Origin of the sequence: Mycolicibacter nonchromogenicus (assembly GCF_002101775.1) — a bacterium.
GTDB lineage: Bacteria > Actinomycetota > Actinomycetes > Mycobacteriales > Mycobacteriaceae > Mycobacterium > Mycobacterium nonchromogenicum.
On the sequence record NZ_LQPI01000033.1, the window covers coordinates 133,522 to 159,038 of the forward strand.

At 68.1% G+C, this 25,517-nt stretch carries 16 protein-coding genes and 1 pseudogene; 4 read left to right on the forward strand and 13 right to left on the reverse strand.

Annotation, left to right across the window (positions count from 1 at the left end; all coding sequences use genetic code 11):
• Positions 1-10: 10 nt before the first annotated feature.
• From AWC18_RS07010 to AWC18_RS07060, 11 genes and pseudogenes are all read right to left on the reverse strand, one after another.
• Positions 11-946: a crotonase/enoyl-CoA hydratase family protein gene (locus tag AWC18_RS07010; protein ID WP_064997878.1), complete on the reverse strand. Its 936-nt coding sequence runs from the start codon at positions 944-946 to the stop codon at positions 11-13.
• A gap of 14 nt (positions 947-960) precedes the next feature.
• Positions 961-2,601, reverse strand: a complete 1,641-nt coding sequence (locus AWC18_RS07015; RefSeq protein ID WP_085138213.1) for an acyl-CoA dehydrogenase family protein — start codon at positions 2,599-2,601, stop codon at positions 961-963.
• A 331-nt stretch (positions 2,602-2,932) separates the two neighbouring features.
• Positions 2,933-3,691, reverse strand: coding sequence for a deoxyribonuclease IV (locus AWC18_RS07020; RefSeq protein WP_085138214.1), 759 nt, complete (start codon positions 3,689-3,691; stop codon positions 2,933-2,935).
• A gap of 10 nt (positions 3,692-3,701) precedes the next feature.
• On the reverse strand, positions 3,702-5,192 hold the full coding sequence (locus AWC18_RS07025; RefSeq protein WP_085138215.1) for a glutamate-cysteine ligase family protein: 1,491 nt from the start codon (positions 5,190-5,192) through the stop codon (positions 3,702-3,704).
• A gap of 128 nt (positions 5,193-5,320) precedes the next feature.
• A pseudogene (locus tag AWC18_RS07030) lies at positions 5,321-6,198 on the reverse strand (type IV toxin-antitoxin system AbiEi family antitoxin).
• 175 nt (positions 6,199-6,373) lie between these two features.
• Positions 6,374-10,324 (reverse strand): DNA-directed RNA polymerase subunit beta', encoded by a 3,951-nt coding sequence (locus tag AWC18_RS07035; protein ID WP_085138216.1) that lies wholly within the window; start codon positions 10,322-10,324, stop codon positions 6,374-6,376.
• Positions 10,325-10,362: 38 nt separating this feature from the next.
• Positions 10,363-13,911: a DNA-directed RNA polymerase subunit beta gene (gene rpoB / locus AWC18_RS07040; protein ID WP_085138217.1), complete on the reverse strand. Its 3,549-nt coding sequence runs from the start codon at positions 13,909-13,911 to the stop codon at positions 10,363-10,365.
• Positions 13,912-14,276: 365 nt separating this feature from the next.
• Positions 14,277-15,329 (reverse strand): ABC transporter ATP-binding protein, encoded by a 1,053-nt coding sequence (locus tag AWC18_RS07045; RefSeq protein WP_085138218.1) that lies wholly within the window; start codon positions 15,327-15,329, stop codon positions 14,277-14,279.
• A 315-nt stretch (positions 15,330-15,644) separates the two neighbouring features.
• Complete coding sequence (rplL, locus tag AWC18_RS07050; protein ID WP_064997870.1) at positions 15,645-16,034, reverse strand: 50S ribosomal protein L7/L12; 390 nt, start codon at positions 16,032-16,034, stop codon at positions 15,645-15,647.
• Positions 16,035-16,087: 53 nt separating this feature from the next.
• A complete protein-coding gene (gene rplJ / locus AWC18_RS07055; protein WP_064997869.1) occupies positions 16,088-16,714 on the reverse strand; it encodes a 50S ribosomal protein L10 in 627 nt (208 codons plus the stop codon).
• Between the two features lie 246 nt (positions 16,715-16,960).
• A complete protein-coding gene (locus AWC18_RS07060; RefSeq protein WP_085138219.1) occupies positions 16,961-17,401 on the reverse strand; it encodes an anthrone oxygenase family protein in 441 nt (146 codons plus the stop codon).
• 70 nt (positions 17,402-17,471) lie between these two features.
• Between AWC18_RS07060 and AWC18_RS07065 the strand changes: the two genes are divergently transcribed.
• Positions 17,472-17,795, forward strand: coding sequence for a winged helix-turn-helix transcriptional regulator (locus tag AWC18_RS07065; protein ID WP_085138220.1), 324 nt, complete (start codon positions 17,472-17,474; stop codon positions 17,793-17,795).
• Positions 17,796-17,805: 10 nt separating this feature from the next.
• Here the strand turns inward: AWC18_RS07065 and AWC18_RS07070 are convergent, their stop codons facing one another.
• Both AWC18_RS07070 and AWC18_RS07075 read right to left on the reverse strand, forming a co-directional pair.
• On the reverse strand, positions 17,806-18,720 hold the full coding sequence (locus AWC18_RS07070) for an ROK family protein (protein WP_085138221.1): 915 nt from the start codon (positions 18,718-18,720) through the stop codon (positions 17,806-17,808).
• The gene (locus tag AWC18_RS07075; protein ID WP_085138222.1) at positions 18,720-22,883 is read right to left on the reverse strand and encodes a glycoside hydrolase family 38 N-terminal domain-containing protein; all 4,164 of its coding nucleotides are present in this window, start codon (positions 22,881-22,883) and stop codon (positions 18,720-18,722) included. Before AWC18_RS07075 ends, AWC18_RS07070 begins: the two co-directional genes overlap by 1 nt.
• A gap of 86 nt (positions 22,884-22,969) precedes the next feature.
• Here AWC18_RS07075 and AWC18_RS07080 point away from each other — a divergent pair, with 86 nt between their 5' ends.
• From AWC18_RS07080 to AWC18_RS07090, 3 genes are read left to right on the forward strand one after another with little or no spacing between them, the layout of a single operon-like run.
• Positions 22,970-23,491 carry a DinB family protein gene (locus AWC18_RS07080; RefSeq protein WP_085138223.1) on the forward strand — a complete coding sequence of 174 codons (522 nt, stop codon included), beginning with the start codon at positions 22,970-22,972 and terminating at the stop codon, positions 23,489-23,491.
• Positions 23,492-23,494: 3 nt separating this feature from the next.
• Positions 23,495-24,097: a DinB family protein gene (locus AWC18_RS07085; protein WP_208858329.1), complete on the forward strand. Its 603-nt coding sequence runs from the start codon at positions 23,495-23,497 to the stop codon at positions 24,095-24,097.
• A 51-nt stretch (positions 24,098-24,148) separates the two neighbouring features.
• Positions 24,149-25,516, forward strand: coding sequence for an ABC1 kinase family protein (locus AWC18_RS07090; protein WP_208858330.1), 1,368 nt, complete (start codon positions 24,149-24,151; stop codon positions 25,514-25,516).
• Position 25,517: the final 1 nt, after the last annotated feature.

The following is a 25,517-nucleotide window of genomic DNA, read 5'->3' on the forward strand; positions in this document are numbered from 1 at the left end:
CGGTCTCCGCCTAAACCCCCGAGGTCTTTCGGCCATAATCCCCGAACGGCTCGTCACGGTGTCGCACCGCCTCGCGGAATCCGTGTTGCACCGCGTCGGCGACAAAGGCGTGCCCCTCCGGCGTGTGCCGCGCCACCCCGTCGAACACGGTGCTGACCATCCGGCTGGTGGCCACACCCTGCTGCAGCAGGGCGGTGTTGAGCGCGAGTTTGGCCATGATCAGTTGGTTGACCGGCATCGCGGCGATCCGGGCGACCAGGCGCTCGGTGCGTTCGTCGAGATCAGCCGGGTCGGGGGCCTCGATCGCCAGACCCCATTCGGCGGCCTGGGCTCCGGTGATGCAGTCTCCGGTCAGCAGGAGGCGTTTGGCACGCTGATCGCCGAGCCGGTGCGCCCACAGCCCGGCCGCCGGCACCCCCCACACCCGCATCGGCGGGTAGCCGATCTTGGCGTCGGACGCCGCGATCACCTGGTCGGCGTGCAGGGCGATGTCGGTGCCGCCGGCCACGCAGTAGCCGTGGATCTTGACCACGGTGGGCTTGTCACAGTGCATCAGCGAGGCGAAGCCGCGAACGAATCGGCTCATCATCTGGTAGTCGATCATCGGGTCCCACGGCTGATCCGAGCGGTGGTTGGTGGCCTGGGTCTTACCGTCGAGCACAGTGCCCCGGTTGTGCTCTCCGCCCGCCGACGACGAGCCTTCGGCGTAGGCACCCAGGTCGAAACCGGCGCAGAACCCCTCGCCGCGGCCCGACACCAGAATCACGTGCACGTTCGGATCCAGGTCGGCGCGTTCCACCAGTGCTGAGAGTTCCAGCGGGGTGTCGGCGGTGATCGCGTTGCCGTGCTCTGGGCGGTTGAAGGTGATGCGGGCGACGCGGTCGGCGACCTCGTAGGTCATCGTCCGCAGGTTGTCGAATTCGACCGGGGCGATGTGGTGTCGCATGGCCTGCGCTGACCTCAGCCCTTGACCAGAGCCCGCTCAAGGATGGGTCCGAGATCGAGGCCGGCCGGCAGGGTGCCGAACGCCCCTCCCCATCGGCCGCCGAGCCGGGTCGCCAGAAACGCCTCAGCGACGGCGGGGTGGCCGTGGCGCACCAGCAACCCGCCCTGCAGTGCCAGGCAGATGTCCTCGGCGACCTTGCGGGCCTGGTATTGGGCGGCGGCCACGTCACTGCCCAGGCCCGACAGCTGGGTCTTCAACGCCTCGACGTGGGCGTCGAGCCGTTGATCCTGCCCGGTGGTCTGGGCCAGCTCGTCGAGGAGCACGGCCACCGATTGCGGTTGGGTGGCCAGGGCGCGCAGGGTGTCCAGGGCGCTGACGTTGCCCGACCCCTCCCAGATGCCCATCAGCGGCGCCTCCCGGTACAGCCGCGGCATCAGGGAGTCCTCGATGTAGCCGTTGCCGCCCAGGCATTCCATGGCCTCCGCGGCGTGCGGGGTGGCGCGCTTGCACACCCAGTACTTGGTGGCCGCCAGCCCGATCCGGCGCAGCAGCCCCTCCCGTTCGTCGCCGCGGACCGCCTTGTCGGTGGCACCGGCCATCCGCATCGAGACCATGGTGGCGGCCTCGGCTTCCACGGCCAGATCGGCCAGCACGTTGCGCATCAGTGGCTGATCGATCAGGTACTCGCCGAATGCCTTGCGGTGCTGGGCGTGGTAGGTGGCGCGCGCCAGGCCCATCCGCATGCTGGTGGCACTGCCCAGCGCGCAGTCCAGGCGCGTGAGGTTGACCATCTCGATGATGACCGAGACCCCGCGGCCCTCCTCCCCCACCAGCCAGGCGGTCGCGCCGTCGTACTCGATCTCGCTGGAGGCGTTGGCGTGGTTGCCGAGCTTGTCCTTGAGCCGCTGCAGCCGCATCCGGTTGCGGGTGCCGTCGGGCAGGATCCGGGGCAGGAAGAAGCAACTCAGGCCTCCGGGCGCCTGCGCCAGCACCAGGAACACGTCGCACATCGGCGCGGAGGTGAACCATTTGTGCCCGGTCAGGGTGTAGCTGCCGTCGGCGTTCGGCACCGCCTGGGTGGTTCCGGCGCGCACGTCGGAGCCGCCTTGTTTCTCGGTCATCGACATGCCCGCGGTGATGCCGGCCTTGGCGGTCGGCACCTTCAGCTCGGGGTCGTAGACTGGGCTGGTCAGCAGGGGCTCATAGATCTTGGCGAGTTCGGCGTTGTTGCGCAGCGCGGGGACCACCGCGTAGGTCATCGAGATCGGACACATGTGGCCCGGCTCCGCGGTCCACACCCCGGTTTGAGCGGCGCGAACCACATGCGCACCGGGCCGCGGGTCGGCCCAGGGCGCGGCGTGCAGGCCGTGGGCGATCGCGGCGCGCATCAACTCGTGGTAGGCCGGGTCGTATTCGACTTCGTCGATCCGATTGCCGACCTTGTCGTGGGTGTGCAGCACCGGCTTGTTGCGGGCGGCCAGCTCGCCCCAGCGTTGCACCTGTTTGGACCCGGACAGGGCCCCGAGGTCGGTGACCTGGTCGACGCCCCATTGCCCGCCCTCGCGGATCAGCGACTCGACAAGGACCGGGGAGGACGCCGGGTTGTAGTCCTCCAGCGGCTGGACCTGGTTGATGACGATGTGCGTGTCAGCCATAACCGAATATTACAGTTTTTGCACGCACGAACAATAGGTGTAATCACATTGGTGCCGAACTTCCGGCAGACATAAACGACGGTCACGGCCCGGGGTCGGGAGGTTCCGGGCTGTGACCGTCGTCGTTTTTGGGGCGCCGGACTGGGCGCTACGCACTCCCCCCACACCGAATCCGGTGTTGCTCAGGCATATGGACCCCCTCCAGTCCTGAGACGTGCGTAGCCGCCACGGTCACGGCGCCTGCATACAGTTGTAGCACACAACCAACTCAATGTCGCCTACTGAGGAACAAATCAGTCAAAACGGATGTTTTTGGCGGGGTCGGCGTGCCTCAGCCCAGCCGTTCGCGCAGGAACGCGATGTCGGCCGCGCGGCCCTCCTCGGCGGTCTCGCAGATCACCGGAGCGCCCGCGGCCGCGACCACCGCGACCAGCAGGTCCGGGTCGATCTGGCCGGTCCCGAAGTTGGCGTGGCGGTCCCGGCCGGAACCGGGCGCGTCCTTGGAGTCGTTGCAGTGCACCAGATCGATGCGTCCGGTGATCGCCCTGATGCGTTCCACGGCGTCGGGCAGGGATTCCCCGGCCGCCCAGGTGTGGCAGGTATCCAGGCAGAACCCCACACCGGTGTCACCGATGTGGTCCCACAGTTTGGCGATGGTGTCGAAGTGCCGGGCCATCGCATAGTCACCGCCGGCGGTGTTCTCCAGGTACACCGGGACAGTCGTCTCCAAGCGATCCAGCGCCTTGCGCCACCGCGCGAACCCCGCCTGCGGGTCGTCATCGTCGGCGGTCACGTGCCCGCCGTGCACGATCACCGCGGCCGCGCCGATGTCGGCGGCAGCGTCACAGGTCTGCTGCAACACGGTGCGCGACGGGATGCGCACCCGGTTGTTCGGGGAGGCCACGTTGATCAGGTACGGCGCGTGGACGTAGATCGGCAGCGCCGCCGCGCGAAGTTCCGCCGCGTCCTCGCGGGGTTTGGGGGGCTTCCAGCTCTGCGGGTTGCCGAGGAAGATCTGCACCACGTCGGCGCCCTCGGCCTCAGCGGCTGCCAGCGGATTCTGCGGGCGCACATGGGAACCGATCAACACGGCGGCCAGCCTAGTCCGAGCCGGACCCCTCCGTCGGCCAGGTGTGCACCGGCTCGTTGGTGTGCATGTGCGCGCAATAGCGCCGCAGCATCTCCACCAGCGCGGCCGACCGGCTCAGGCCCTGCGCCTGCAGCGCGCGGACCGTCGACACCTGCCAGGTGGCGCCGTTGCGTCCGGTGGCCACCCGGTCGGCGATGATGCCGAGGAACCGGTCGATCACCTCGGTGGCCACCCCCCACTCCTCGAGTCCCTGGCGGGCCAGCGGCAGCAGTTCGCGCTGGGTCAGTTCCGCCACGCTCACCTCGCCCAGCTCCGGCCAGAACAGGCGGGCATCCATACCCAGGCGCGCCGCCCGGCGGAAGTTGTCGTGTGCCACCGCAAAACTCATCTGGGTCCACAACGGGCGCTGGTCACGGGCCAGCCTGCGCAGCAGGCCGTAGTAGAAGACCGCATTGGCCACCATGTCGGCCACCGTCGGGCCCGACGGCAGGACCCGGTTCTCCACCCGCAGGTGAGGCCGACCGTCGACGACGTCATAGACCGGCCGATTCCAGCGGTACACCGTGCCGTTGTGCAGACGCAGCTCCGAGAGCTGCGGGGTGCGTCCCTGGGCGAGTTCGGCGGCGGGATCTTCCTCCGACACCTCGGGCAGCAGCGACGGGAAGTAGCGCACGTTCTCCTCGAACAGGTCGAAGATCGAGGTGATCCACCGCTCGCCGAACCACACCCGGGGCCGCACCCCTTGGTTTTTCAGTTCGTCGGGGCGGGTGTCGGTGGACTGAGCGAACAGCTCCACGCGGGTCTCCGCCCACAGGCGATGGCCGAAGAAGTACGGCGAGTTGGCGCCGATCGCCAGTTGCGGGCCGGCCAGTACCTGAGCGGCGTTCCAGTGGTTGGCGAAGTTGGCCGGCGAGACCTGCAGGTGCAGTTGCATGCTGGTGCACGCAGATTCCGGCGCAATGTCGCCCACATGCAGGTTCAGCGGCTCGGGGCCGTCGATGTCGATGTCGATGTCTTCACCGCGCGCGGCGAAGATCGAGTCGTTGAGAGCCGCGTACCGCGCCGAATCACTCATCCAGTCACCGGTCAGGTGCTCGGGCATCAGGGTGGGCAGGATGCCGATCATGACGATGCCGGCGTCGTGTGTGCGGGCTTTGGCCTGCGCGTCGTTGAGGCTGGCGCGCACCTCGGCTTCCAGATCCAGTGCGGCACGCTTGGTGAACTGACGGGGAGGAACGTTGAACTCGATGTTGTAGGAACCCAATTCGCGCTGAAACGCCGGGTCGTCGATCGAGGACAGCACACCGGCGTTGGACATGGCCGGCCGATAGTCGTCGCCGATCAGGTTGCCCTCGATCTCCATACCGGTCAGCGGGGGCTCACACTCGAAGCTGGCCTGCGCCAGCATCGTCTCGAACACATCCAGGCACTGCTGAATCTTGTGCCGGTATTGGCGCCGCTGGCTGCGGGAGTAGGTGGTGCGGCTGATTTCGTCCCCCATCCCACGATGCAACCCGGTCTGCCGCCCCGCCGCAACCTGGTGCGTGCTGTTTCCCCCCGCGAGCAGACGTGAAAGCCCCCAATTTGTCCTCGAAATTGGGGCTTTCACGTCTGCTCGCGCAGGAGAAATCACGCGGCCAGACGCTGGTTCAAGTGCCTTGCGATCCGGGCGACCAGTCGCGACGGATCGCCGCGGACGTCGCTGACCGTCATGGGAACCGACAGCCAGCCGCACTCTTGTAAGCGCGCGATCTTCAACCGGTCATGCAACAGGGCCTGGGGCCCCATATGCCAGTCGACACTGTCGTACTCGGCCGCCAGCCGCGCCTCCGGCCAGGCGAAGTCGGTACGCCAGCGGTCACCGCATCGGTCCACGATCTCGTATTGCAGCTCCGGCTGGGGCAGGGCCGCATCGATGAACACCAGCCGAGCCTCGCTTTCCATCGCGGACTCAGAACGCCCGTCGATGTGGCCGATCAATTCACGGACTTTGACGATGCCCCGGCGGCCCTTCTGCTCCGCGACTGCGTCGGCCAACTCCGACGGCGTGCACGCCCCGACACGTACCGCGGCGTCGAGGGTCGCCAAGGCACGGGCCGCCATAGCGTCCGCGCCACCTCGATGGCTGTCCACGCCGGCGCGGTGGCGAGGCGCCCCGCGACCGGCCGCAGCGGGGCGCCAAGACGCTGGTGGACCATGACATCGGCCGAGGGCCGTAGCCGGATGCCAGGGTCCAGCACGTGCAACCGGGAATCGGGTTCGGTGTCAAAGCCGTAGAGGCCTGCTGCGGTGCCCATGCACGCGACGATCCGAGCACCGGTGGCAAGGTCCAGCGCGGCGAGCTGACCGAACACGTCGGGTGGGGCGGCCGCGTAGACGCCGCGGCGCAACCGCACCATGCGGCCCTCTCGCACGTGACAGGCCAGCGCCTTTCGGCTGATGACGTCGAGGAGTTGCCGGGTAGTTGCCACACCACCGTTGGCTGCGAAAACCTGCTCAGGTGACACGAGCCGAGGTTGGCGCAGACCCGCCCGACGGGAAAGTCACCCTGTGGATAACTCCCCGGCAAGGGGTCACCACGCTCACCACCCGACGGGTCACCAACCTCGCCCAACAGACGCGAAAGCCCCCATTTCGGCCTCGAAATGGGGGCTTTCGCGTCTGCTCGCGCAGGAAACCGGACTACCGGTAGTCGCTGTACCCGTAGTCGTCCAGCGGCACCGCGGCACCGGTGGCGGCGCCGAAGTCCGGGCTGTAGTACTGATCCTCGTAGGACGGGATCGTGTACGCAGCGGCCCGGGCCTCTTCGGTGGGCTGCACGGCGATGTTGCGGTACCGGTTGATGCCGGTGCCGGCCGGGATCAGCTTTCCGATGATCACGTTCTCCTTCAGGCCCTGCAGCTTGTCGCTGCGGCAGTTGATCGCCGCATCGGTCAGCACGCGGGTGGTCTCCTGGAAGGAGGCCGCCGACAGCCACGAGTCGGTGGCCAGCGACGCCTTGGTGATACCCATCAGCACCGGACGGCCGGCCGCGGGCTCCAGGCCCTCGGCCACCGCACGACGGTTCGCCGTCTCGAACTCGGCCCGCTCGGTCAGCGAACCGGGCAGGAACTCGGTGGCGCCCGAATCGATGATGGTCACCCGCCGCAGCATCTGCCGGACGATCACCTCGATGTGCTTGTCGTGGATCGACACACCCTGGGCCCGGTAGACCTGCTGGACCTCGTTGACCAGGTGGATCTGCACCTCGCGCGGGCCCTGCACACGCAGCACCTCGTGCGGGTCGGCCGAGCCCTCCATGAGCTGCTGGCCAACCTCGACGTGGTCGCCGTCGGACAGCAACCGCTCCGAGCCGTCCTCGTGCTTGAACACGCGCAGCCGCTGACGCTTGGGCAGCTTGTCGTAGACCACTTCCTCGCCACCGTCGTCCGGCACGATCGTGATCTTGTAGAACTTCTCGCCCTCTTCGAGCTGCACCCGTCCGGCGACGTCGGCGATCGGCGCCTTGCCGCGCGGGATGCGGGCCTCGAACAGCTCCTGCACACGCGGCAGACCACCGGTGATGTCGTCACCGACACCACCCTGGTGGAAGGTACGCATGGTCAGCTGAGTACCGGGCTCACCGATGGACTGGGCGGCGACGATGCCGACCGCCTCACCGATGTCGACCAGCTTGCCGGTGGCCATCGAGCGGCCGTAGCAGGTGGCACACACGCCGGTTCCCGTGGCGCAGGTCAGCACCGAGCGCACCTTGACGCTGGCGATGCCGGCAGCCAGCAGGGCCTCGATCGACGGGTCGCCGAGGTCATGGCCGCGCTCGATGACGACCTTGCCCTTCTCGTCGACCGCGTCAACGGCCAACGTGCGGGCGTAGGCCGACGTCTCGATGAAGGGGTTGCGGATCAGCGATCCGTCGGCCTGGACCTCGGCCAGGTCGACGACGATGCCGCGCTCGGTGCCGCAGTCGTGCTCGCGCACGATCACGTCCTGGGAGACGTCGACGAGACGACGCGTCAGGTAACCCGAGTCAGCGGTACGCAACGCGGTGTCCGCCAAGCCCTTTCGAGCACCGTGGGTGTTGATGAAGTACTCCAGCACCGTCAGGCCCTCACGGAAGGAGGACTTGATCGGGCGCGGGATGAACTCACCCTTCGGGTTGGTCACCAGACCCTTCATGCCCGCCAGCGTCCGGGTCTGGGTGAAGTTACCCGTAGCACCGGAGTCGACGATCGTGATGATCGGGTTGTCGGCCGGGTAGTGGTCACGCAGCGCCTGACCCACTTCCTCGGTGGCTTCCTTCCAGATCTCCACCAGCGCCTCGTTGCGCTCCTCGCGGTTGAGGGCACCACGCTGGAACTGCTTCTCCAGCTTGTCGGCACGCTCCTCGTAGGAGTCGAGGATCTCCTTCTTGCGCGGCGGCACCAGCACGTCGGCCATCGAGACCGTGACACCCGAACGGGTGGCCCAGTGGAAGCCCGCGTCCTTGAGCTTGTCGACGGTCTGGGCGACCACGATCATCGGGTAGCGCTCGGCCAGGTCGTTGATGATGACGGCCTGAACCTTCTTGTGCATCTGCTTGTTCACGAACGGGTACCCGGTCGGCAGCAGTTCGTTGAACAGCACCCGGCCCAGCGTGGTCTCGGCGACCCAGGCCCCGCCCGGACGCCAGCCGTTCTCGCCGAACAGCTCGGTCTCCACGTCGGCCGGCGGCCGCAGCTGGTCCAGACGCACCTTGATCTTGGCCCGCACGCTCAACGCACCGCGGTCGACGGCCATGATCGCCTCGGCCGGCGAGGAGTACACGCCGGTCTCCGGGCGGTCCTTGGCGGCCGGGGTGTATTCGCCTGTGTCACCTTCGATCTCGGTGGTCAGGTAGTACAGCCCGGTAACCATGTCCAGACGCGGCATGGCCAGCGGACGACCCGAGGCCGGCGACAGGATGTTGTTGGAGGACAGCATCAGGATGCGGGCCTCGGCCTGCGCCTCAGCACTCAGCGGCAGGTGCACGGCCATCTGGTCACCGTCGAAGTCGGCGTTGAAGGCCTCACACACCAGCGGGTGCAGCTGGATCGCCTTGCCTTCCACCAGCTGCGGCTCGAAGGCCTGAATACCCAGGCGGTGCAGCGTGGGTGCGCGGTTGAGCAGCACCGGGTGCTCGGCGATGACCTCTTCGAGGACGTCCCACACCTGGGGACGCTGCCGCTCCACCATCCGCTTGGCGCTCTTGATGTTCTGCGCGTGGTTGAGGTCAACCAGTCGCTTCATCACGAACGGCTTGAACAGCTCCAGCGCCATCAGCTTGGGCAGACCGCACTGGTGCAGCTTGAGCTGCGGACCGACCACGATCACCGAACGGCCCGAGTAGTCGACACGCTTACCGAGCAGGTTCTGACGGAACCGGCCCTGCTTGCCCTTGAGCAGGTCGCTCAGCGACTTCAGCGGACGGTTGCCCGGTCCGGTGACCGGCCGGCCGCGACGGCCGTTGTCGAACAGCGCGTCCACGGACTCCTGCAGCATCCGCTTCTCGTTGTTGACGATGATCTCGGGGGCACCGAGGTCGATCAGTCGCTTGAGGCGGTTGTTGCGGTTGATGACCCGGCGGTACAGGTCGTTGAGGTCCGACGTGGCGAACCGGCCACCGTCGAGCTGCACCATCGGACGCAGCTCCGGCGGGATCACCGGCACCGCGTCGAGCACCATGCCCATCGGGGAGTTGCCCGACTGCTGGAACGCGGCAACAACCTTGAGGCGCTTGAGGGCGCGAAGCTTCTTCTGCCCCTTGCCGTTCTTGATGATGTCGCGCAGCGACTCCGCCTCGGCGTCGATGTCGAAGTTCTCGATGAGCTTCTGGATCGACTCGGCGCCCATGGCACCGGTGAAGTACTCGCCGTAGCGGTCCACCAACTCGCGGTAGACGGTCTCATCGACGATCAGCTGCTTGGGAGCCAGCTTGACGAAGGTGTCCCAGATGTTGTCGAGACGGTCCAGCTCACGCTGGGCACGGTCGCGGAGCTGACGCATCTCGCGCTCGCCGCCGTCGCGCACCTTGCGGCGCACATCGGCCTTGGCGCCCTCAGCCTCGAGCTCGGCCAGGTCGGCCTCGAGCTTCTGGGCGCGGGCCTCCAGGTCGGCGTCCCGCTGGTCCTCGACAGCCTTCTTCTCGACGACCATCTCGGCTTCCAGAGTGGACAGCTCGTTGTGGCGCATCTCGGTGTCGACGCTGGTGATGACATAGGCCGCGAAGTAGATGATCTTTTCGAGGTCCTTGGGCGCCAGGTCCAGCAGGTAGCCCAAGCGCGACGGCACGCCCTTGAAGTACCAGATGTGGGTGACCGGGGCGGCCAGTTCGATGTGGCCCATCCGCTCACGACGCACCTTGGCGCGAGTCACCTCGACGCCACAGCGCTCACAGATGATGCCCTTGAAGCGCACGCGCTTGTACTTGCCGCAGTAGCACTCCCAGTCGCGAGTCGGTCCGAAGATCTTCTCGCAGAACAGGCCGTCCTTTTCCGGCTTGAGCGTGCGGTAGTTGATTGTTTCCGGCTTCTTGACCTCACCGTAGGACCATTGCCGGATGTCCTCCGCGGTGGCCAGGCCGATGCGGAGCTCATCGAAGAAGTTGACGTCGAGCACGTAACTCCCTTTCCCCTTGCGGGTTTAGTAGCTGGTAATTAAGCGAGGTCTTCCACCGAAGCGGATTCGTTGCGGGACAAGTTGATTCCCAGGTTGGCGGCTGCCCGCTCCAGGTCCTCGTCCTCGCCTTCGCGCAATTCGATCGCCGCACCGTCCTTCGCCAGCACCTCCACGTTCAGGCACAGCGACTGCAGCTCCTTGAGCAACACCTTGAAGGACTCCGGGATACCCGGCTCGGGGATGTTCTCGCCCTTGACGATCGCCTCGTAGACCTTGACGCGACCGACCGTGTCATCGGACTTGATCGTCAGCAGCTCCTGCAGCGTGTACGCCGCACCGTAGGCCTGCATGGCCCAGCACTCCATCTCACCGAACCGCTGGCCACCGAACTGCGCCTTACCGCCCAGCGGCTGCTGGGTGATCATCGAGTACGGACCGGTGGAACGCGCGTGGATCTTGTCGTCCACCAGGTGGTGCAGCTTCATGATGTACATGTAGCCGACGGTCACCGGGTACGGGAACGGCTCACCGGAGCGGCCGTCGAACAGCGTGGCCTTGCCGTCACCGTTGACCATGACCTCGCCGTCGCGGTTGGGCAGCGTCGAGGACAGCAGGCCCTGCAGCTCGGCCTCCCGCGCACCGTCGAACACCGGGGTCGCGGTGCGCGTGTCGGGCCCGGCGGAGTACAGCTCCTCGGGGAGCTTGTCCGCCCAGTCCGGCACGCCGGCCGCCACATCGATGTTCCAACCGGTCTTGGCGATCCAGCCCAGGTGGGTCTCCAGGATCTGACCGATGTTCATGCGTCGCGGCACACCGTGGGTGTTCAAGATGATGTCGACCGGGGTGCCATCCGGCAGGAACGGCATGTCCTCGACGGGCAGGATCTTGCCGATGACGCCCTTGTTGCCGTGGCGACCGGCCAGCTTGTCACCGTCGGAGATCTTGCGCTTCTGCGCGACGTAGACGCGCACCAGCTCGTTGACGCCGGCGGGCAGCTCGTCGTCGTCCTCGCGGGAGAACACCCGGATGCCGATGACCTTGCCCGACTCACCGTGCGGCACCTTCAGCGAGGTGTCGCGGACTTCGCGGGCCTTCTCGCCGAAGATCGCCCGCAGCAGCCGCTCCTCGGGGGTCAGCTCGGTCTCACCCTTGGGGGTGACCTTGCCGACCAGGATGTCGCCGTCGCGGACCTCGGCGCCGATGCGGACGATGCCGCGCTCGTCGAGGTCAGCCAGCACCTCGTCGGAGACGTTCGGGATGTCCCGGGTGATCTCCTCGGCGCCCAGCTTGGTGTCGCGGGCGTCGATCTCGTGCTCCTCGATGTGGATCGAGGTGAGCACGTCCTCCTCCACGAGCCGCTGGCTCAGGATGATGGCGTCCTCGTAGTTGTGGCCTTCCCACGGCATGATCGCCACGAGCAGGTTCTTGCCCAGGGCCATCTCACCGTTGTCGGTGCACGGCCCGTCGGCGATCACCTGGCCGGCCTCGACACGCTGGCCGGCGTCGACGATCGGACGCTGGTTGGCGCAGGTGCCGTGGTTGGACCGGTTGAACTTGCGCATACGGTAGGTCTGCCGGGTGCCGTCGTCGGCCATCACCGTGACGTAGTCGGCGGAGACTTCCTCGATGACACCGGTCTTGTCGGCGACGATCACGTCGCCGGCGTCGATCGCGGCGCGCAGCTCCATGCCGGTACCCACCAGAGGTGCCTCGCTGCGCACCAGCGGAACCGCCTGGCGCTGCATGTTGGCACCCATCAGGGCACGGTTGGCGTCGTCGTGCTCGAGGAACGGAATCATGGCCGTGGCCACCGACACCATCTGGCGCGGCGAGACGTCCATGTAGTCGACCTCGGACGACGACACGTACTCGACTTCGCCACCCTTACGGCGGACCAGAACGCGGTCCTCGGAGAAGCGGCCGTCGTCCTCCAGCGGCGAGTTGGCCTGCGCCACGACGTGGCGGTCCTCCTCGTCGGCGGTCAGGTACTCGATGTCGTCGCTGACCACACCGTCGTTGACCTTGCGGTAGGGGGTCTCGATGAAACCGAACGGGTTGACCCGCGCGTACACCGACAGCGATCCGATCAGACCGATGTTGGGGCCTTCCGGCGTCTCGATCGGACACATCCGGCCGTAGTGGGACGGGTGCACGTCACGAACTTCCAGGCCGGCGCGCTCACGCGACAGACCACCGGGGCCCAGCGCCGACAGACGCCGCTTGTGGGTCAGACCTGACAGCGGGTTGTTCTGGTCCATGAACTGCGACAGCTGGCTGGTGCCGAAGAATTCCTTGATGGCGGCGACCACCGGGCGGATGTTGATCAGGGTCTGCGGCGTGATGGCCTCGACGTCCTGGGTGGTCATCCGCTCGCGGACCACGCGCTCCATCCGGGACAGCCCGACCCGGATCTGGTTCTGGATCAGCTCACCCACGGTGCGCAGACGCCGGTTGCCGAAGTGGTCGATGTCGTCGACCTCCACGGGAACCTCGACGCCGCCCGGCACCGTCATGGTGGTGGACACGCCCTCTTGAGCGGCCTGGTGCAGGCGCACCAGGTACTCGATGGTGGCCACGATGTCCTCTTCGGTCAGCGTGGTCGGCTGCGCCTCACCCGGGTTGGCGGTCAGGCCCAGCTTCTTGTTGATCTTGTAACGACCAACCCGCGCCAGGTCGTAGCGCTTCTCCTTGAAGAACAGGTTCTCCAGCAGCGTCTGCGCGGACTCCTTGGTGGGGGGCTCGCCCGGACGCAGCTTGCGGTAGATGTCCAGCAGCGCCTCGTCGGAGTTGGCCGCGTTGTCCTTCTCCAGCGTCGACATCATGATCTCGGAGAAGCCGAAGCGCTCCCGGATCTGCTCCGAGGTCCAGCCCAGAGCCTTGAGCAGCACGGTCACCGGCTGGCGACGCTTGCGGTCGATACGCACACCGACCAGGTCGCGCTTGTCGACGTCGAACTCCAGCCAGGCACCACGGCCCGGGATCACCTTCACCGAGTGCAGCGTCTTCTCGGTCGACTTGTCGATGTTGGCGTCGAAGTACACACCGGGCGAACGCACCAGCTGGGAGACCACCACCCGCTCGGTGCCGTTGATGATGAAGGTGCCCTTCTCGGTCATCATCGGGAAGTCACCCATGAACACCGTCTGGCTCTTGATCTCGCCGGTGTTGTTGTTGATGAACTCCGCGGTGACGAACAGCGGGGCCGCGTAAGTCATGTCCTTGTCGCGGCACTCCTCGACCGGGGCCTTGACCTCGTCGAACCGCGGGTCGGAGAACGACAGCGACATCGAGCCGGAGAAGTCCTCGATCGGGGACAGTTCTTCGAGAACCTCTTCGAGGCCACCCTTGGGCGCCGAGCCGGTCTGCTCGGTCATCTTCTCGCGCCATTCCGGCGCCCCGATCAGCCACTGGAACGAGTCGGTCTGCACGTCGAGCAGACCCGGAACCTCGAGAGGTTCACGCAGCTTGGCGAAGGAGACCCGGTTCGGGGCTCCGGGCACGGAACTATTGGGAGAATTCTGGGTGGTAGTACCTGAAGCGTTCTTTTTGCTCTGGCGGGAGACTGCCAAGATGCATCCTTCCAGCACCTAATGCGGCCAGCGGATTCCGGCTAACCGGGCTCCGTTCGCTGCGAATATTCGACCGTTGGTTCGGCTGGCGAACGCACTGTCCGGTCTCACGCACAACCAAACCACGACGTAACAAGCCGAAACGAGCCGTTAACGTGACTCGGGCTGGAACTGCGGTGTTCGGGTGCGAGTAAGGGATGGGCAGGAGGAAGCCAGCGCAACGTCCAACAATAGCGCAGGCTGACGCAATCCTCAACTGCGATGCCCCGGGGCCCTGCCGATGCTGGCTACCTCCGCCGGGCTCTCCGCACATGTGCTGGTGAACAGATTGAACCGTTTAGGTCCGTCCGTCAAGAGCTGACACGTCGTGAACCTGCGAAGACTCAGCCGGGCGGGGTCGGGATCGACGCAGTGGGGGCGTCTTCGTCGGCCGGGAACTCGTGCACGGCGTAGCGGTGAGTGCCCTCGAGATCGTCCCGGATGGCCGCCTGCGCGTTGGGCGGCAGGGTGTGCAGAATCTCGCGCACCCGAGCCCGGCGGCGCGCCACACCCTTGCGCTCCGGCAGGCCGGGGGTCGCGCTGAGCTGGGGCGGCACGCCCTCGATCTCTTCGACGCCGCCGTCGCTCTGGCCGGCGGCGATCATGGCCTCCTCGGCCGCCGCGGTCGCCTGGTCCTTCTCCTCGGACATGCCGATCGGGCCGATACGCCGCCCGTTGAGGAACTGGCGGACCACCGGCTCGTCGGACGTCAGCAGCACCTCGCGGGGCCCGAACATCACCAGCTCCTTGCGGAACAACATGCCGATGTTGTCCGGCACGGTGCGCGCGATGTTGATGTTGTGCGTGACGATGAGGATGGTGGCGTCGATCTGAGCGTTGATGTCGATCAGCAGCTGGCTCAGGTAGGCCGTGCGGACCGGGTCCAGACCGGAGTCCGGCTCATCGCAGAGGATGATCTTCGGGTCGAGCACCAGCGCGCGGGCCAGGCCGGCACGCTTGCGCATACCACCGGAGATCTCACCCGGGAACTTGTAGCCGTCGTTGGGCATACCGACCATCTCGAGCTTCTCCATGACGATGTCACGGATTTCCTTCTCGGACTTCTTGGTGTGCTCGCGCAGCGGGAAGGCGGTGTTGTCGTAGATGTTCATCGACCCGAACAGTGCGCCGTCCTGGAACAGCACGCCGAACAGGGTGCGGATCTCGTAGAGCTCCTTGGCCGAACACTGCAGGATGTCGGTGCCGTCGATCACGATCGAGCCGCGCTCGGGGCGCAGGAGGCCGATCAGCGACTTCAAGAACACGGACTTGCCGGTACCGGAGGGGCCGAGCAGAACGCTGACCTCTCCCTCGGGAATCGTCATGGAGACGTCTTCCCAGATCCGGGCCGATCCGAAGGACTTGGTAAGCCCCTGTACCTCGATGGCGACGCCCATTAGTGAGGTCCTTCCGCAACGTCTGTTCGTGCCACGACTGGCTTGTGGCTTGGGCCACTGTAGCGCACAGGTGCGGCGCGTATCGGCGGTCCGCCTCAGTCTGTGGGTGTCCAATTGCGATGAAAGTCGATCGGAACCCGTTGCGGCAGGTCCACCGTCACCGCGTGGAGGTCTGTCGCGGTCTGCTGATTGCCCCGAGGAACACTCCGCTGGGGGCCGAAGGGTCGCCGGGCGCCACGGCTGAGCCGAACAGCCCCGCGACAGCAGAAGCCCCCGGAACCTCGTGGGTTCCGGGGGCTTCGACCGTAGAACGAACTACTTGACGGTGACGGTGGCGCCGGCCGCCTCGAGCTTGGCCTTGGCCTCCTCGGCAGCCTCCTTGGCGACCTTCTCCAGCAGCGGCTTGGGCGCGCTGTCGACCAGGTCCTTGGCTTCCTTGAGGCCCAGGCCGGACACGACCTCGCGGACGACCTTGATGACGCCGATCTTCTTCTCGCCGGCCGACTCCAGGATGACGTCGAACTCGCTCTGCTCCTCGCCGGCCTCAGCGGCGGCCGGGGCAGCGCCGCCGGCGGCGGCCACGGCGACCGGAGCCGCAGCGGTGACGTCGAAGGTCTCCTCGAACTGCTTCACGAACTCCGACAGCTCCAGCAGGGTCATCTCTTTGAAGACGTCCAGCAACTCTTCGGTGGAAATTTTGGCCATGATTCGGTCCTTTCTGATTCCGGATTAGGGAAGTTGGTTGGGGTTGTACCTAGTTATTCGGCAGCTTCGGCCGGAGCGTCGGCGGTCTCCGCCGCAGCTTCGGTTTCGGCCGGAGCCTCGGCCTCCGCGGGAGCCTCGGCCGGGGCCTCGGCGGCAGGTGCTGCCTCGGCGGGCTTCTTCTCCTGCAGCGCGGCTGCCAGGCGGGCCATCTGCGACGCCGGGGCGGCGAACAGACCGGCAGCCTTGGACAGGTTGCCCTTCATGGCACCGGCCAGCTTCGCCAGCAGCACCTCGCGCGACTCCAGGTCGGCGATGCGCTCCACTTCGGCGACGGTCAGCGCGCGACCGTCCATGTAGCCGCCCTTGATGACCAGCGCCTTGTGGTCCTTGGCGAACTTCTTGATGGCCTTGGCCGCGTCGACCGGCTCACCCTGGACGAAGGCGATAGCCGTCGGGCCGGTGAACAGCTCGTCGAGCCCTTCCACTCCGGCCTCGGCCGCGGCCAGTTTGACCAGGGTGTTCTTCGCCACCGCGTAGGTTGCCGCACCGCTGAGCGAACGCCGCAGCTCCGCCAGGTTCGCAACCGTCAGACCGCGGTACTCGGTGATCACGGTGGCAGTCGAGCCGTTGAACTGCTCGACGATTTCCGCGACGGCGGCGGTCTTGTCAGCCCGCGCCATGCATACCTCCTCGGTGTCTCTGTTGTCGTCTCACGTTGTCCCACCCGGAAATGACGAACGCCCCGACGCAGGATGCGGTCGGGGCGTCACAATGCGTGCCGGTGGAACCGGTGCCTCGTCCTCCTGCGTGGGCCGCCGGGATATTCCCGGACCTTCAACCGATTGCTCGGTGACCGACGGTCTTTGGTGGATCGCCACACACCATAGCCTGACAAGGCCCGATCAGCCAAAACGGCGTCAACCGGGCTAGACGTTCACGACACCGACCGCGAGCAACACGAAGATCACCGCCAGCATCGCCACGCGCACCCAGTGCAGCCGGTCCCAGCGCGCGGCCAGCGCTCGCGACACATCGTCGGCGGTGCGCCACGCCGCGATCTTGTTGTTGATCGGCACCAGCACGGCCACCGACAGCACCACGACGGCCGCCATCAGTGCCACGCCGGCACCGATGAGCCAGCGCTGTGAGCCCACGACGGCGACCAGCACCGCCAGCAGCGCGAATGAGGCCACGTACCAGAACGGCATCACCTTGCCCATCAGCCCGGCGCCGCCGCCACGCGCAACCCGGAAGGCATCGTCGGGCAGCCGATCGAAGATGGGCCGAAGAAATGCCGCCACCGCGAACTCGGCACCCACCAGGGTCCCCACCACCACCAACGCAACCAACTCCACACTCTGCTTCACAGCAGCCACTGTGATGGTTATGCTGACAAAAAACAAGGTACTGACAAATTAGTCAGCATAAGGAGCGCTGGTGGCAGCATCGAAGACGACCGTGAGCGACTGCCCGATCGATGCCGCGCTGTCGGTCATCAACGGCCGTTGGAAGGGCACCATCCTGTGGCGCCTGACCGACGGACCCATGCGCACCGCGGAGTTGCGGCGCAGCATCCCGGGCATCACCGAACGCATGCTGATCCGCCATCTGCAGGAGCTCGTCGCCGACGGCATCATCGACCGCCACGACGCCGGCACCATTCCGCCGTGTGTGCACTATTCGATCTCCGAATACGGGCAAACACTGGCCCCCGTGCTGGCCCAGTTGTGCGAGTGGGGCCGCATTCACCTCGCTCGCTGAGACCCCAGCGTCACGGCAGCGTGGCCAGCACCGCCGCCCCCACCAGGCCGGCGTCTCCGCCGAGTTCGGCGGGCACCACGCGCAGCCCGGCCAGGAAGTCCAGCCCGGCACGCTCGGCCAGTGCTGCCCGCAGCGGGTCGAACAACAAGGCGCCGGAGCGGGCGACTCCCCCGCCGATCACCACCAGATCCAGGTCGCACACCGCCGCCACCGAGGTGATCATCACCGCCAGCGCATCGGTGCCGCGCCGGAATGCCCGCAGCGCCACGGGGTCGCCGGCGTCGGCGGCCGCGGCGAGCGCCTTGGCGTCTGCCCCGCCGGCCTCCGGCGTCCAACCGTTGGCCAGCGCCCAGCGCACCATCGACGGGCCGGAGGCGATGGCCTCTACGCAGCCGCGGCCCCCGCAGCGGCACCGCTGCCCGTCGGGATCGACGACGACGTGCCCGACGTGGCCGGCGTTGCCGGTACGGCCGTGCAGCGGCGCGCCATCGAGCACCAGGCCGCCGCCCACACCGGTCGAGACCACCATGCCGAGCATGGATCGGGTGCCACGCCCGGCGCCGTGCCGGTGTTCGCCGAGCGCCATGCAGACGCCGTCCCCGCCCAGTCGGACCGGAGCCCCGGGCACCGCGGCGGCCACCCGGTCGCGCAGCGCGAACCCGCGCCAGCCCGCGATGTTGACCGGGCTGACGGTTCCGGCTGCGACGTCGATGGGCCCGGCCGAGCCGATGCCCACCGCCGCCACCCGCCCGCCGGCCCGCTCCAGGGCGTTCTCGATCAGCTCGGCCACCACCGACCACACCACCTCGGTGCCCTGATCGGCCTGCGTGGGCAACGCCAGGGTGTAGGTCAGCGTTCCGTCGGGATTGACCAGGCCGACGGCGATCTTGGTGCCGCCCACATCCAGCGCCAGGACCGCGGCCATCAGATCACCTCCACGGGTTCGCGCACCGCCAGCGGCACCGCGGCCGAATAGGCCAGCACGCCCGCGCCGCCCACCCGGACCAGCGCCCACCAGGTGCCTGGTGTCGCCCACACCGGCGGAGCGACGTCGAAGCTCAGCTCCACGTGACCACCCGCGGGCACCACGGCACCCTGCGCCGGAGGCCCGGCCCATTCCCAGGTGCCCCAGGGGCTGACCAGGTGTGCCTCGACCGCCAGGTCGGCGTGTGCGTCGGTGCCGGCCCGCACGGTCAGCCGGGCGGAGCGCCCGGCGGCGACCTCGATCCCGGACGGGTCCTCGACGTACAGCAGCCGGTCGGGCCCCGGATCGCCGACACGCACCACCGCCACGTCTTCGACCGGCTGGCGCCAGGCCCGCGGCACATCGCCGGACAGCTCGAGTCGCGCGCGCAGTGGATAGAGCCCCGGAGCGGCCTCGGCCGCAACCGTCACCCGCACCGGGACGCGCAGGTGGTCCCCGGCCGCCAACCGCACCGGTTGTTCGGCCGGCGCGACCGCCCAGCCCACCGGGCACTGCCACGTCACCGCACCGGAGACGCCTGCGTCGACGCAGTCACTGGCCACGGTCAGCTCCAGGCTCAGCTCGGCGCCCGCATCCGCGTCGAGCCGGTGCGGATGCAGCGCCGGGGTCAGCGGCAGACCGCCCAGCGGCGCCGGGCCGCGGTTGTGCAGCCAGTAGCGGGCGTAGAGCGGTTGTGCCGCCTCGCGTTCGGGACCCAAGGAGCTACCGGCACCCAGGGTGGCCACGTCGAGGCGAGCGGTGACGGTGGCGATCTCGTAGCCGTGCAGCCGATCGGGGTGCGGATGCTCGCGCGACTGTTCCAGCACGTCGGCCCGGCCCGACACGGTCACCGGCCCCAGGTCACTGCGCAGCGTGACGGCGACGTCGGAGCCGCGGGTCTCCACCAAACGCAGCGTGACGGTGTTCGGGTCGACGGGCCGTGCGCTGCCGCACGCCGTGGGGTTACCGGCCGCCTTGAGCGCCCCCACGGCGACCCCGTCGCCGGGGTCGATGCGCAGCAGCGAACCACTCGCCGGGAGCGGACCCGGCCCCCCGGTCACCGCCACGGCCTGCAGCGGGTCGGCGAACTCCGCACTGCGCTCGGGGATCTGCGCCTGGCGCCAGTCGCCGTCGCCGGCCACCAGCGCGTAGTCGAAGGTGTGCGTCCAATGCTGCAGCTGGAAGGCGCTGCCGTCGGGCGCGGTGCGGCGGGGGTCGTCTTCCCAGGCCGCCGACGGCCAGCTGGTGCAGGATCGCATCAGGGCGGTGTGCAGCGTGCCTGCGGAATCCACCGCGAAACTGGGCACCCCGCGGTTGATCAGCGCAACGGTGCGCGCCTCGAAGGGCTCCATCTCGGCGGGGACGTCCTGGGCCACCGTGATCTCGGCGTCGGCCAGATCGTCGGCCACCCGGGCGATCTCGGCGGCCAGGGCGTCGTCGTCGCGGCCGGCGATCACCAGCACCGGCAAAGCCCGCGGACCGGTGAGGTCCGCACCGCGAACCCAGACCTCGGCGAGGGGTTTGTCCGCCGGCACCCACACCCGGGCCCGGCCGTGCCGGTCGAGCTGGCGCCGCAGCTCGGTGGTGTAGGCCGGATCGGCGGCGTTCAGCACGGCGCGGGTGAAGGCGTTGCGGTCCGGCCCTCCCAGCGCGATGCGGGTGTCGGGCAGGTTGGAGTCGACCTCGAGGTTGCCGTATCGGGGGCCGTCGGCGTCCGAGCAGGTCGCGGTGACCCCGGCACGCACCAGCGCGACCATCAATGCCCGCGCGGACGGGGCGGCCGCGGTGATCACTTCGGCCACCGAGACCGCTCGGCCGGCGTCGCCGACGCTGATCCGCGCGGTGGCCGACAGCCCGAACCAGCGGTGGGCGGAGGTGTCGAGGGTGCGCGGGTGCTGCGCGGTGTCCACCGAGCGTCCGCTGGGCTCGTGCAGCAGGCCGAAGCCGCGGCCGATCACGGCGCCGGCCACCTCGGCGACCGGCAGCGCGCCGGGCACCGGGCACGGCCAGCGCAGCCGCAGCAGGTGGTCGGCGCCGGTGAACTCATCGATGGTGGTGGAGCAGTCCACCCGGTCCACGCCGTGCCACAGCGTCAGCGTCTGGGTGTAGGTCAGCACGCCGCGGATGCGCCCGGAGACCACCAGCCGCTCCCCCAGCGGGCCGCGATAGGCCTGCACCATCACGTCGCGGGCGACCGCGGAGGTGAACAGGTTGCCGCTGGGCACCAGGTGCCACGGGCCCTCACCGGATTGGGGGTGTTTGGGGTATTCGTCGTAGACGGCGAGCTGGTTGCCCAAGCCTCCCTCGATGATCATTTCGCGGCCCTGCCGGAGCCAAGAGCAGATTCCGCCGCCGCGATCGGGATCCGCGGTCAGCTGGTGGTGCTCGTTGCTGATGCGGGTGCCGGTCACCGGTTGCCAGCCGTGCGCGTCCGGGGCGGGGGTAAGCCGGTAGGCCTGCCAGCCCAGGGACGGCACCTCGTGGGCGAGCCAGCGGACGGTGCTGCCGCCGTGCTCGATGTGGGTGGGCAGTTCGGTGCCGTCGGGGGCGAGCACGCGCGCCCCGGCCGCCAGCGGGGTCGCCAGGTGCACGGTGGCGATGTCGCTGCGATCACGCGCCACCGGATTCCACACCACGACGCCGGCGTCGGCGTGGCTGTCGACCAAACCCGACAGCACCGCAAGCGCGTTGTCGCGGATGTCGGCGCCCAGCTGCCAGGCGTCGCGCCAGCCGGTCAGCAGGTCCAGGTAGACCTGGTCGGCCTCGGAGCCGGTGATGGCGTCGTGGTGGGCGCCGTAGGACAGTTGCGCCCAGGCTTTGGCCAGTGCCGCCTCCGGGTAGTCCGCGCCGGTCAGCGCCGCGGCGAACACCGCGAAGCGCTCGGCGCCCAGGACCGCCTGTTCGGCGGCCCGGTTGGCCTGCTTGGTGTCGATGTAGGAGACGTGGCAGCCGGTGTAGATCGGATTCATGTCGCGGGTCTGCGGGCTCGGATGAGCGCCGCGCTGCGCCAGTTCGGCGCGCACCGCGGCGAAGAACTCCTTCGGCAGGGCGCAGACGAACTTCGGCCAGGTGTAGCGGGCGTTCCAGTCTCGGTGGATCTTGGTGATCCAGCGGTTCGGCGGGGTGAAGTCGGTGCCCACCGGCAGCAGCACGTTGCGGGTGGCGGCGACCTTTTTCATCTCGGTGAACAACCGGTAGACGTCGTCCTCGGCGTCGGCCAGGGTCGCGTTGCCGTCCATCCACCAGCCGGCCGCGTAGTGCGCCGGCATGTAGTGGGTCAGCAGGCCGCGCCCGGACGGCGCGATCCATTCGAACTCGGACGCGAACTGCATGCGGCGCGGATCGCCCCCGTCGGCCATCGGGCCCCACTGGTGAAACGGTCCGCGCGCCCAGGCACTGGAGGACAGGCCGGCGTCGGCGACCAGCCCGGGGAACTGCGGGTCGTGGCCGAACACGTCGAGCTGCCACGCCGTGGCCGGATCAGCGCCCATGATGTCGCGCTGAAACCCCATCCCGGCCACCAGGTTGCGGATGGTGGTCTCGGCGTCGGTGAGGTTGGTCGACGGCTCGTTGTAGGTGCCGCCCATCACCTCGACTCGGCCCTGCGCGATCAGCCGGCGCAGCTCGCCACGATCCTGCGGGTGGGTGTCCCAGTACGGCTTGAGGTAGTCGACCTCGGCCAGCACGAACTTGTACTCGGGGTTGTCGCGGGCCCAGTCCAGGTGGCCGCGTACCAGGTCGAAGCCGTTGGTCTGCCGGCACGCGCCGAGCGGGCTCTCGGTCCACTCGCTGGTGTAGTGGGCCTGGGTGTTCCACCACACCGGGTCGTAGTGGAAGTGGCCGACCATGAACATCGTCCAGCCCGGCTCGGCCACGGTGAACGTGAAAGGGCTGCCGTTGACCTGCGCGGCCCGCTGCTGCCCGGGCACCGGGTGCTCGACGGTGACCGGCACCTCGAGGACACCGCCGCCGGGCTCGGCTACGGCTTGGCCGGCCAGGCCCTCCCCGTCGATCCGCAGCGGGGTCGCCACATCGGCGTCGCGGTAGTCGATCCGGACCAGCTGTGCGGGCGCGTCGGACGGTCCGACGAACTTCTCGGTCGACTCGACGTCGAGGATCCGCATCCCCCAAACCTACGGATGCGCGCCCGCCGCGCGGAGCCTTTCGGCCGGACGTGGGAATTGTCCGACCGGGCTGGCAGGCTCGAGTCATGCCCGTCTCACCTGACCTGCTGGCCGACCAGCTCGACTGGCACTGGCAGGGCCAGCTGCGCCCACGCTTGGACGGCCTCACCGACGACGAATACCTGTGGGAGCCGGTGAACTGCTGGTCCGTTCGCCGCGGCGGCATCGACTATGCCGACCCGCCGCCCGAGCCGGCACCGTTCACCACGATCGCCTGGCGGATGGCGCACGTCATCGTCGGTGTGTTCGCCGTGCGCAACCATCACCACTTCGGCGGGCCGCCGGCCGACTACCGAAGTTGGCCGTATGCCCTCGATGCCGCCACCGCGCTGCGCCAGCTCGACGACGCCTACGCGGGCTGGATCGCCGGGGTACGTGGCCTCGACGAGCCCGCGCTGGACCGGCCGATCGGCGCGTCGGAGGGGCCGTGGGCCGACCGCACCATGGCGGAGCTGGTCTTGCACATCAACCGCGAAGTCATCCACCACGGCGCAGAGATCGCCTGCCTGCGCGACCTTTACGCACACCGATTCGATCGAGAGGACTAGAGCATGCCTGGGCTTGCCCCACCGGTGACCGACGAACGTGACGCGCTGCGCCAATTCGTGGCCTATCACCAAAGCGCCTACTTCGCGGTGGCCTACGGCCTGTCCGATGAGCAGGCCCGCGCCACCCCGACCGCCAGTGCCCTGTCGATCGGCGCGCTGATCAAGCACGCCACCGGTATGCAACACAGCTGGATGGCCCGCGTCGCCGCCGCGCCGGCGGCACCGGCCGCCGACGGCCGATCACTCGAGGAGCGGGCCCACGAGTACCAGGACCAGTACGTATTGCGCCAGGACGAAACCCTGCCCGGAGCGCTGGAGGCGTTCGCGGCGCAGAACGCCGAGACGCTGCGCCTGCTGGAGACCGCCGACCTGGACGCCGCGGTGCCGGTGCCGCGTGACGCACCGTGGTTTCCCGCCGACATCGATGCGTGGACGGTGCGCTGGGTCTTTCATCACGTGATCAACGAGCTGGCGCGGCATGCCGGGCACGCCGACATCATCCGGGAAAACATCGACGGCGCCACCATGTACGAACTGATCGCCGGGGTCGAAGGCTGGGAACCGACCGCTTGGCTGACCCCCTGGCGACCGGGCGCCACGGCGTAGCTGAAGTGCGCTGGCGGAGAACTTCTGCCGGTGATTTGGCAGACTGCAGCAATGAGTTCGACCCCACCCCGCCAGGTGGCCCAGCTGGACCGGGTGCCTCTGCCGGTTGAGGCGGCCCGTATCGGTGCAACGGGCTGGCAGCTCACCCGCGCCGCCGGCCGAGTCTTCACCCGGTTGCTCGGCCCCGGTCCGATCCAGCAGAAGGTGATCCGCGAGCTGCCTCAGACGTTCGCCGACCTGGGCCCCACCTACGTGAAGTTCGGTCAGATCATCGCCTCGAGCCCCGGTGCGTTCGGCGAACCGCTGTCGCGGGAGTTCCGCGGCCTGCTCGACTCCGTGCCGCCGGCCGACCCGGCCGAGGTCCATGCCCTTTTTCTCGAGGAACTGGGCGCCGAACCCCAGGAGCTGTTCGCGAAGTTCGACGAGACCCCGATCGCGTCGGCCTCGATCGCTCAGGTGCATTTCGCCACCCTGCACAGCGGCGAGGAGGTCGTGGTCAAGATCCAGCGGCCGGGCATCCGCCGACGGGTGGCGGCCGACCTGCAGATCCTCAAACGCTTCGCCCAGCTCGTGGAGCTGGCCAAGCTGGGCCGGCGACTGTCGGCCAGTGACGTGGTCGCCGACTTCGCCGACAACCTCGCCGAGGAACTGGACTTCCGGATCGAAGGCCAGTCGATGCAGACCTGGGTGTCACACCTGCACGCCTCCCCGCTCGGCAAGAACATCAAGGTCCCCGACGTGCACTGGGACTTCACCAGCGAGCGGGTGCTGACCATGGAGCGGGTGTCGGGCATCCGCATCGACGACGCCCCGGCCATCCGCAAGGCCGGTTTCGACGGCGTGGAACTGGTCAAGGCGCTGCTGTTCTCCACCTTCGAGGGCGGGCTGCGGCACGGGTTGTTCCACGGCGACCTGCACGCCGGCAACCTGCTGGTGGACGACCAGGGCCGGGTGGTGTTCCTGGACTTCGGGATCATGGGCCGCATCGACCCGCGCACCCGCTGGCTGCTGCGCGAGCTGGTCTACGCGCTGCTGGTCAAAAAGGACCACGCCGCGGCCGGCAAGATCGTGGTGCTGATGGGCGCGGTGGGCACCGTCAAGCCCGAGGGTCAGGCCGCCAAGGATCTCGAGGCATTCGCCACCCCGCTGACCATGAAGTCGCTGGGCGACATGTCCTATGCCGAGATCGGCCGGCAGCTCGGAGCGCTGGCCGACGCCTACGACGTCAAGCTGCCGCGCGAGCTGGTGCTGATCGGCAAGCAGTTCCTGTACGTGGAGCGCTACATGAAGCTGCTGGCGCCGCGCTGGCAGATGATGTCCGACCCGCAGCTGACCGGTTATTTCGCCAATTTCATGGTCGACGTCAGCCGCGAGCACAAGGACAACGAGCACATAGCGAACGACGACCTGGGAGTCTGAC

What these genes read in the sequence shown, in the direction of transcription:
- AWC18_RS07010 (WP_064997878.1), bottom strand. Translation starts at nt 946, where the DNA reads ATGCGACACCACATCGCCCCGGTCGAATTCGACAACCTGCGGACGATG.
- AWC18_RS07015 (WP_085138213.1), bottom strand. Translation starts at nt 2,601, where the DNA reads ATGGCTGACACGCACATCGTCATCAACCAGGTCCAGCCGCTGGAGGAC.
- AWC18_RS07025 (WP_085138215.1), bottom strand. Translation starts at nt 5,192, where the DNA reads ATGGGGGACGAAATCAGCCGCACCACCTACTCCCGCAGCCAGCGGCGC.
- AWC18_RS07045 (WP_085138218.1), bottom strand. Translation starts at nt 15,329, where the DNA reads ATGGGCGTCGCCATCGAGGTACAGGGGCTTACCAAGTCCTTCGGATCG.
- rplL (WP_064997870.1), bottom strand. Translation starts at nt 16,034, where the DNA reads ATGGCCAAAATTTCCACCGAAGAGTTGCTGGACGTCTTCAAAGAGATG.
- rplJ (WP_064997869.1), bottom strand. Translation starts at nt 16,714, where the DNA reads ATGGCGCGGGCTGACAAGACCGCCGCCGTCGCGGAAATCGTCGAGCAG.
- AWC18_RS07070 (WP_085138221.1), bottom strand. Translation starts at nt 18,720, where the DNA reads ATGGCCGCGGTCCTGGCGCTGGATGTGGGCGGCACCAAGATCGCCGTC.
- AWC18_RS07075 (WP_085138222.1), bottom strand. Translation starts at nt 22,883, where the DNA reads ATGCGGATCCTCGACGTCGAGTCGACCGAGAAGTTCGTCGGACCGTCC.
- AWC18_RS07080 (WP_085138223.1), top strand. Translation starts at nt 22,970, where the DNA reads ATGCCCGTCTCACCTGACCTGCTGGCCGACCAGCTCGACTGGCACTGG.
- AWC18_RS07085 (WP_208858329.1), top strand. Translation starts at nt 23,495, where the DNA reads ATGCCTGGGCTTGCCCCACCGGTGACCGACGAACGTGACGCGCTGCGC.
- AWC18_RS07090 (WP_208858330.1), top strand. Translation starts at nt 24,149, where the DNA reads ATGAGTTCGACCCCACCCCGCCAGGTGGCCCAGCTGGACCGGGTGCCT.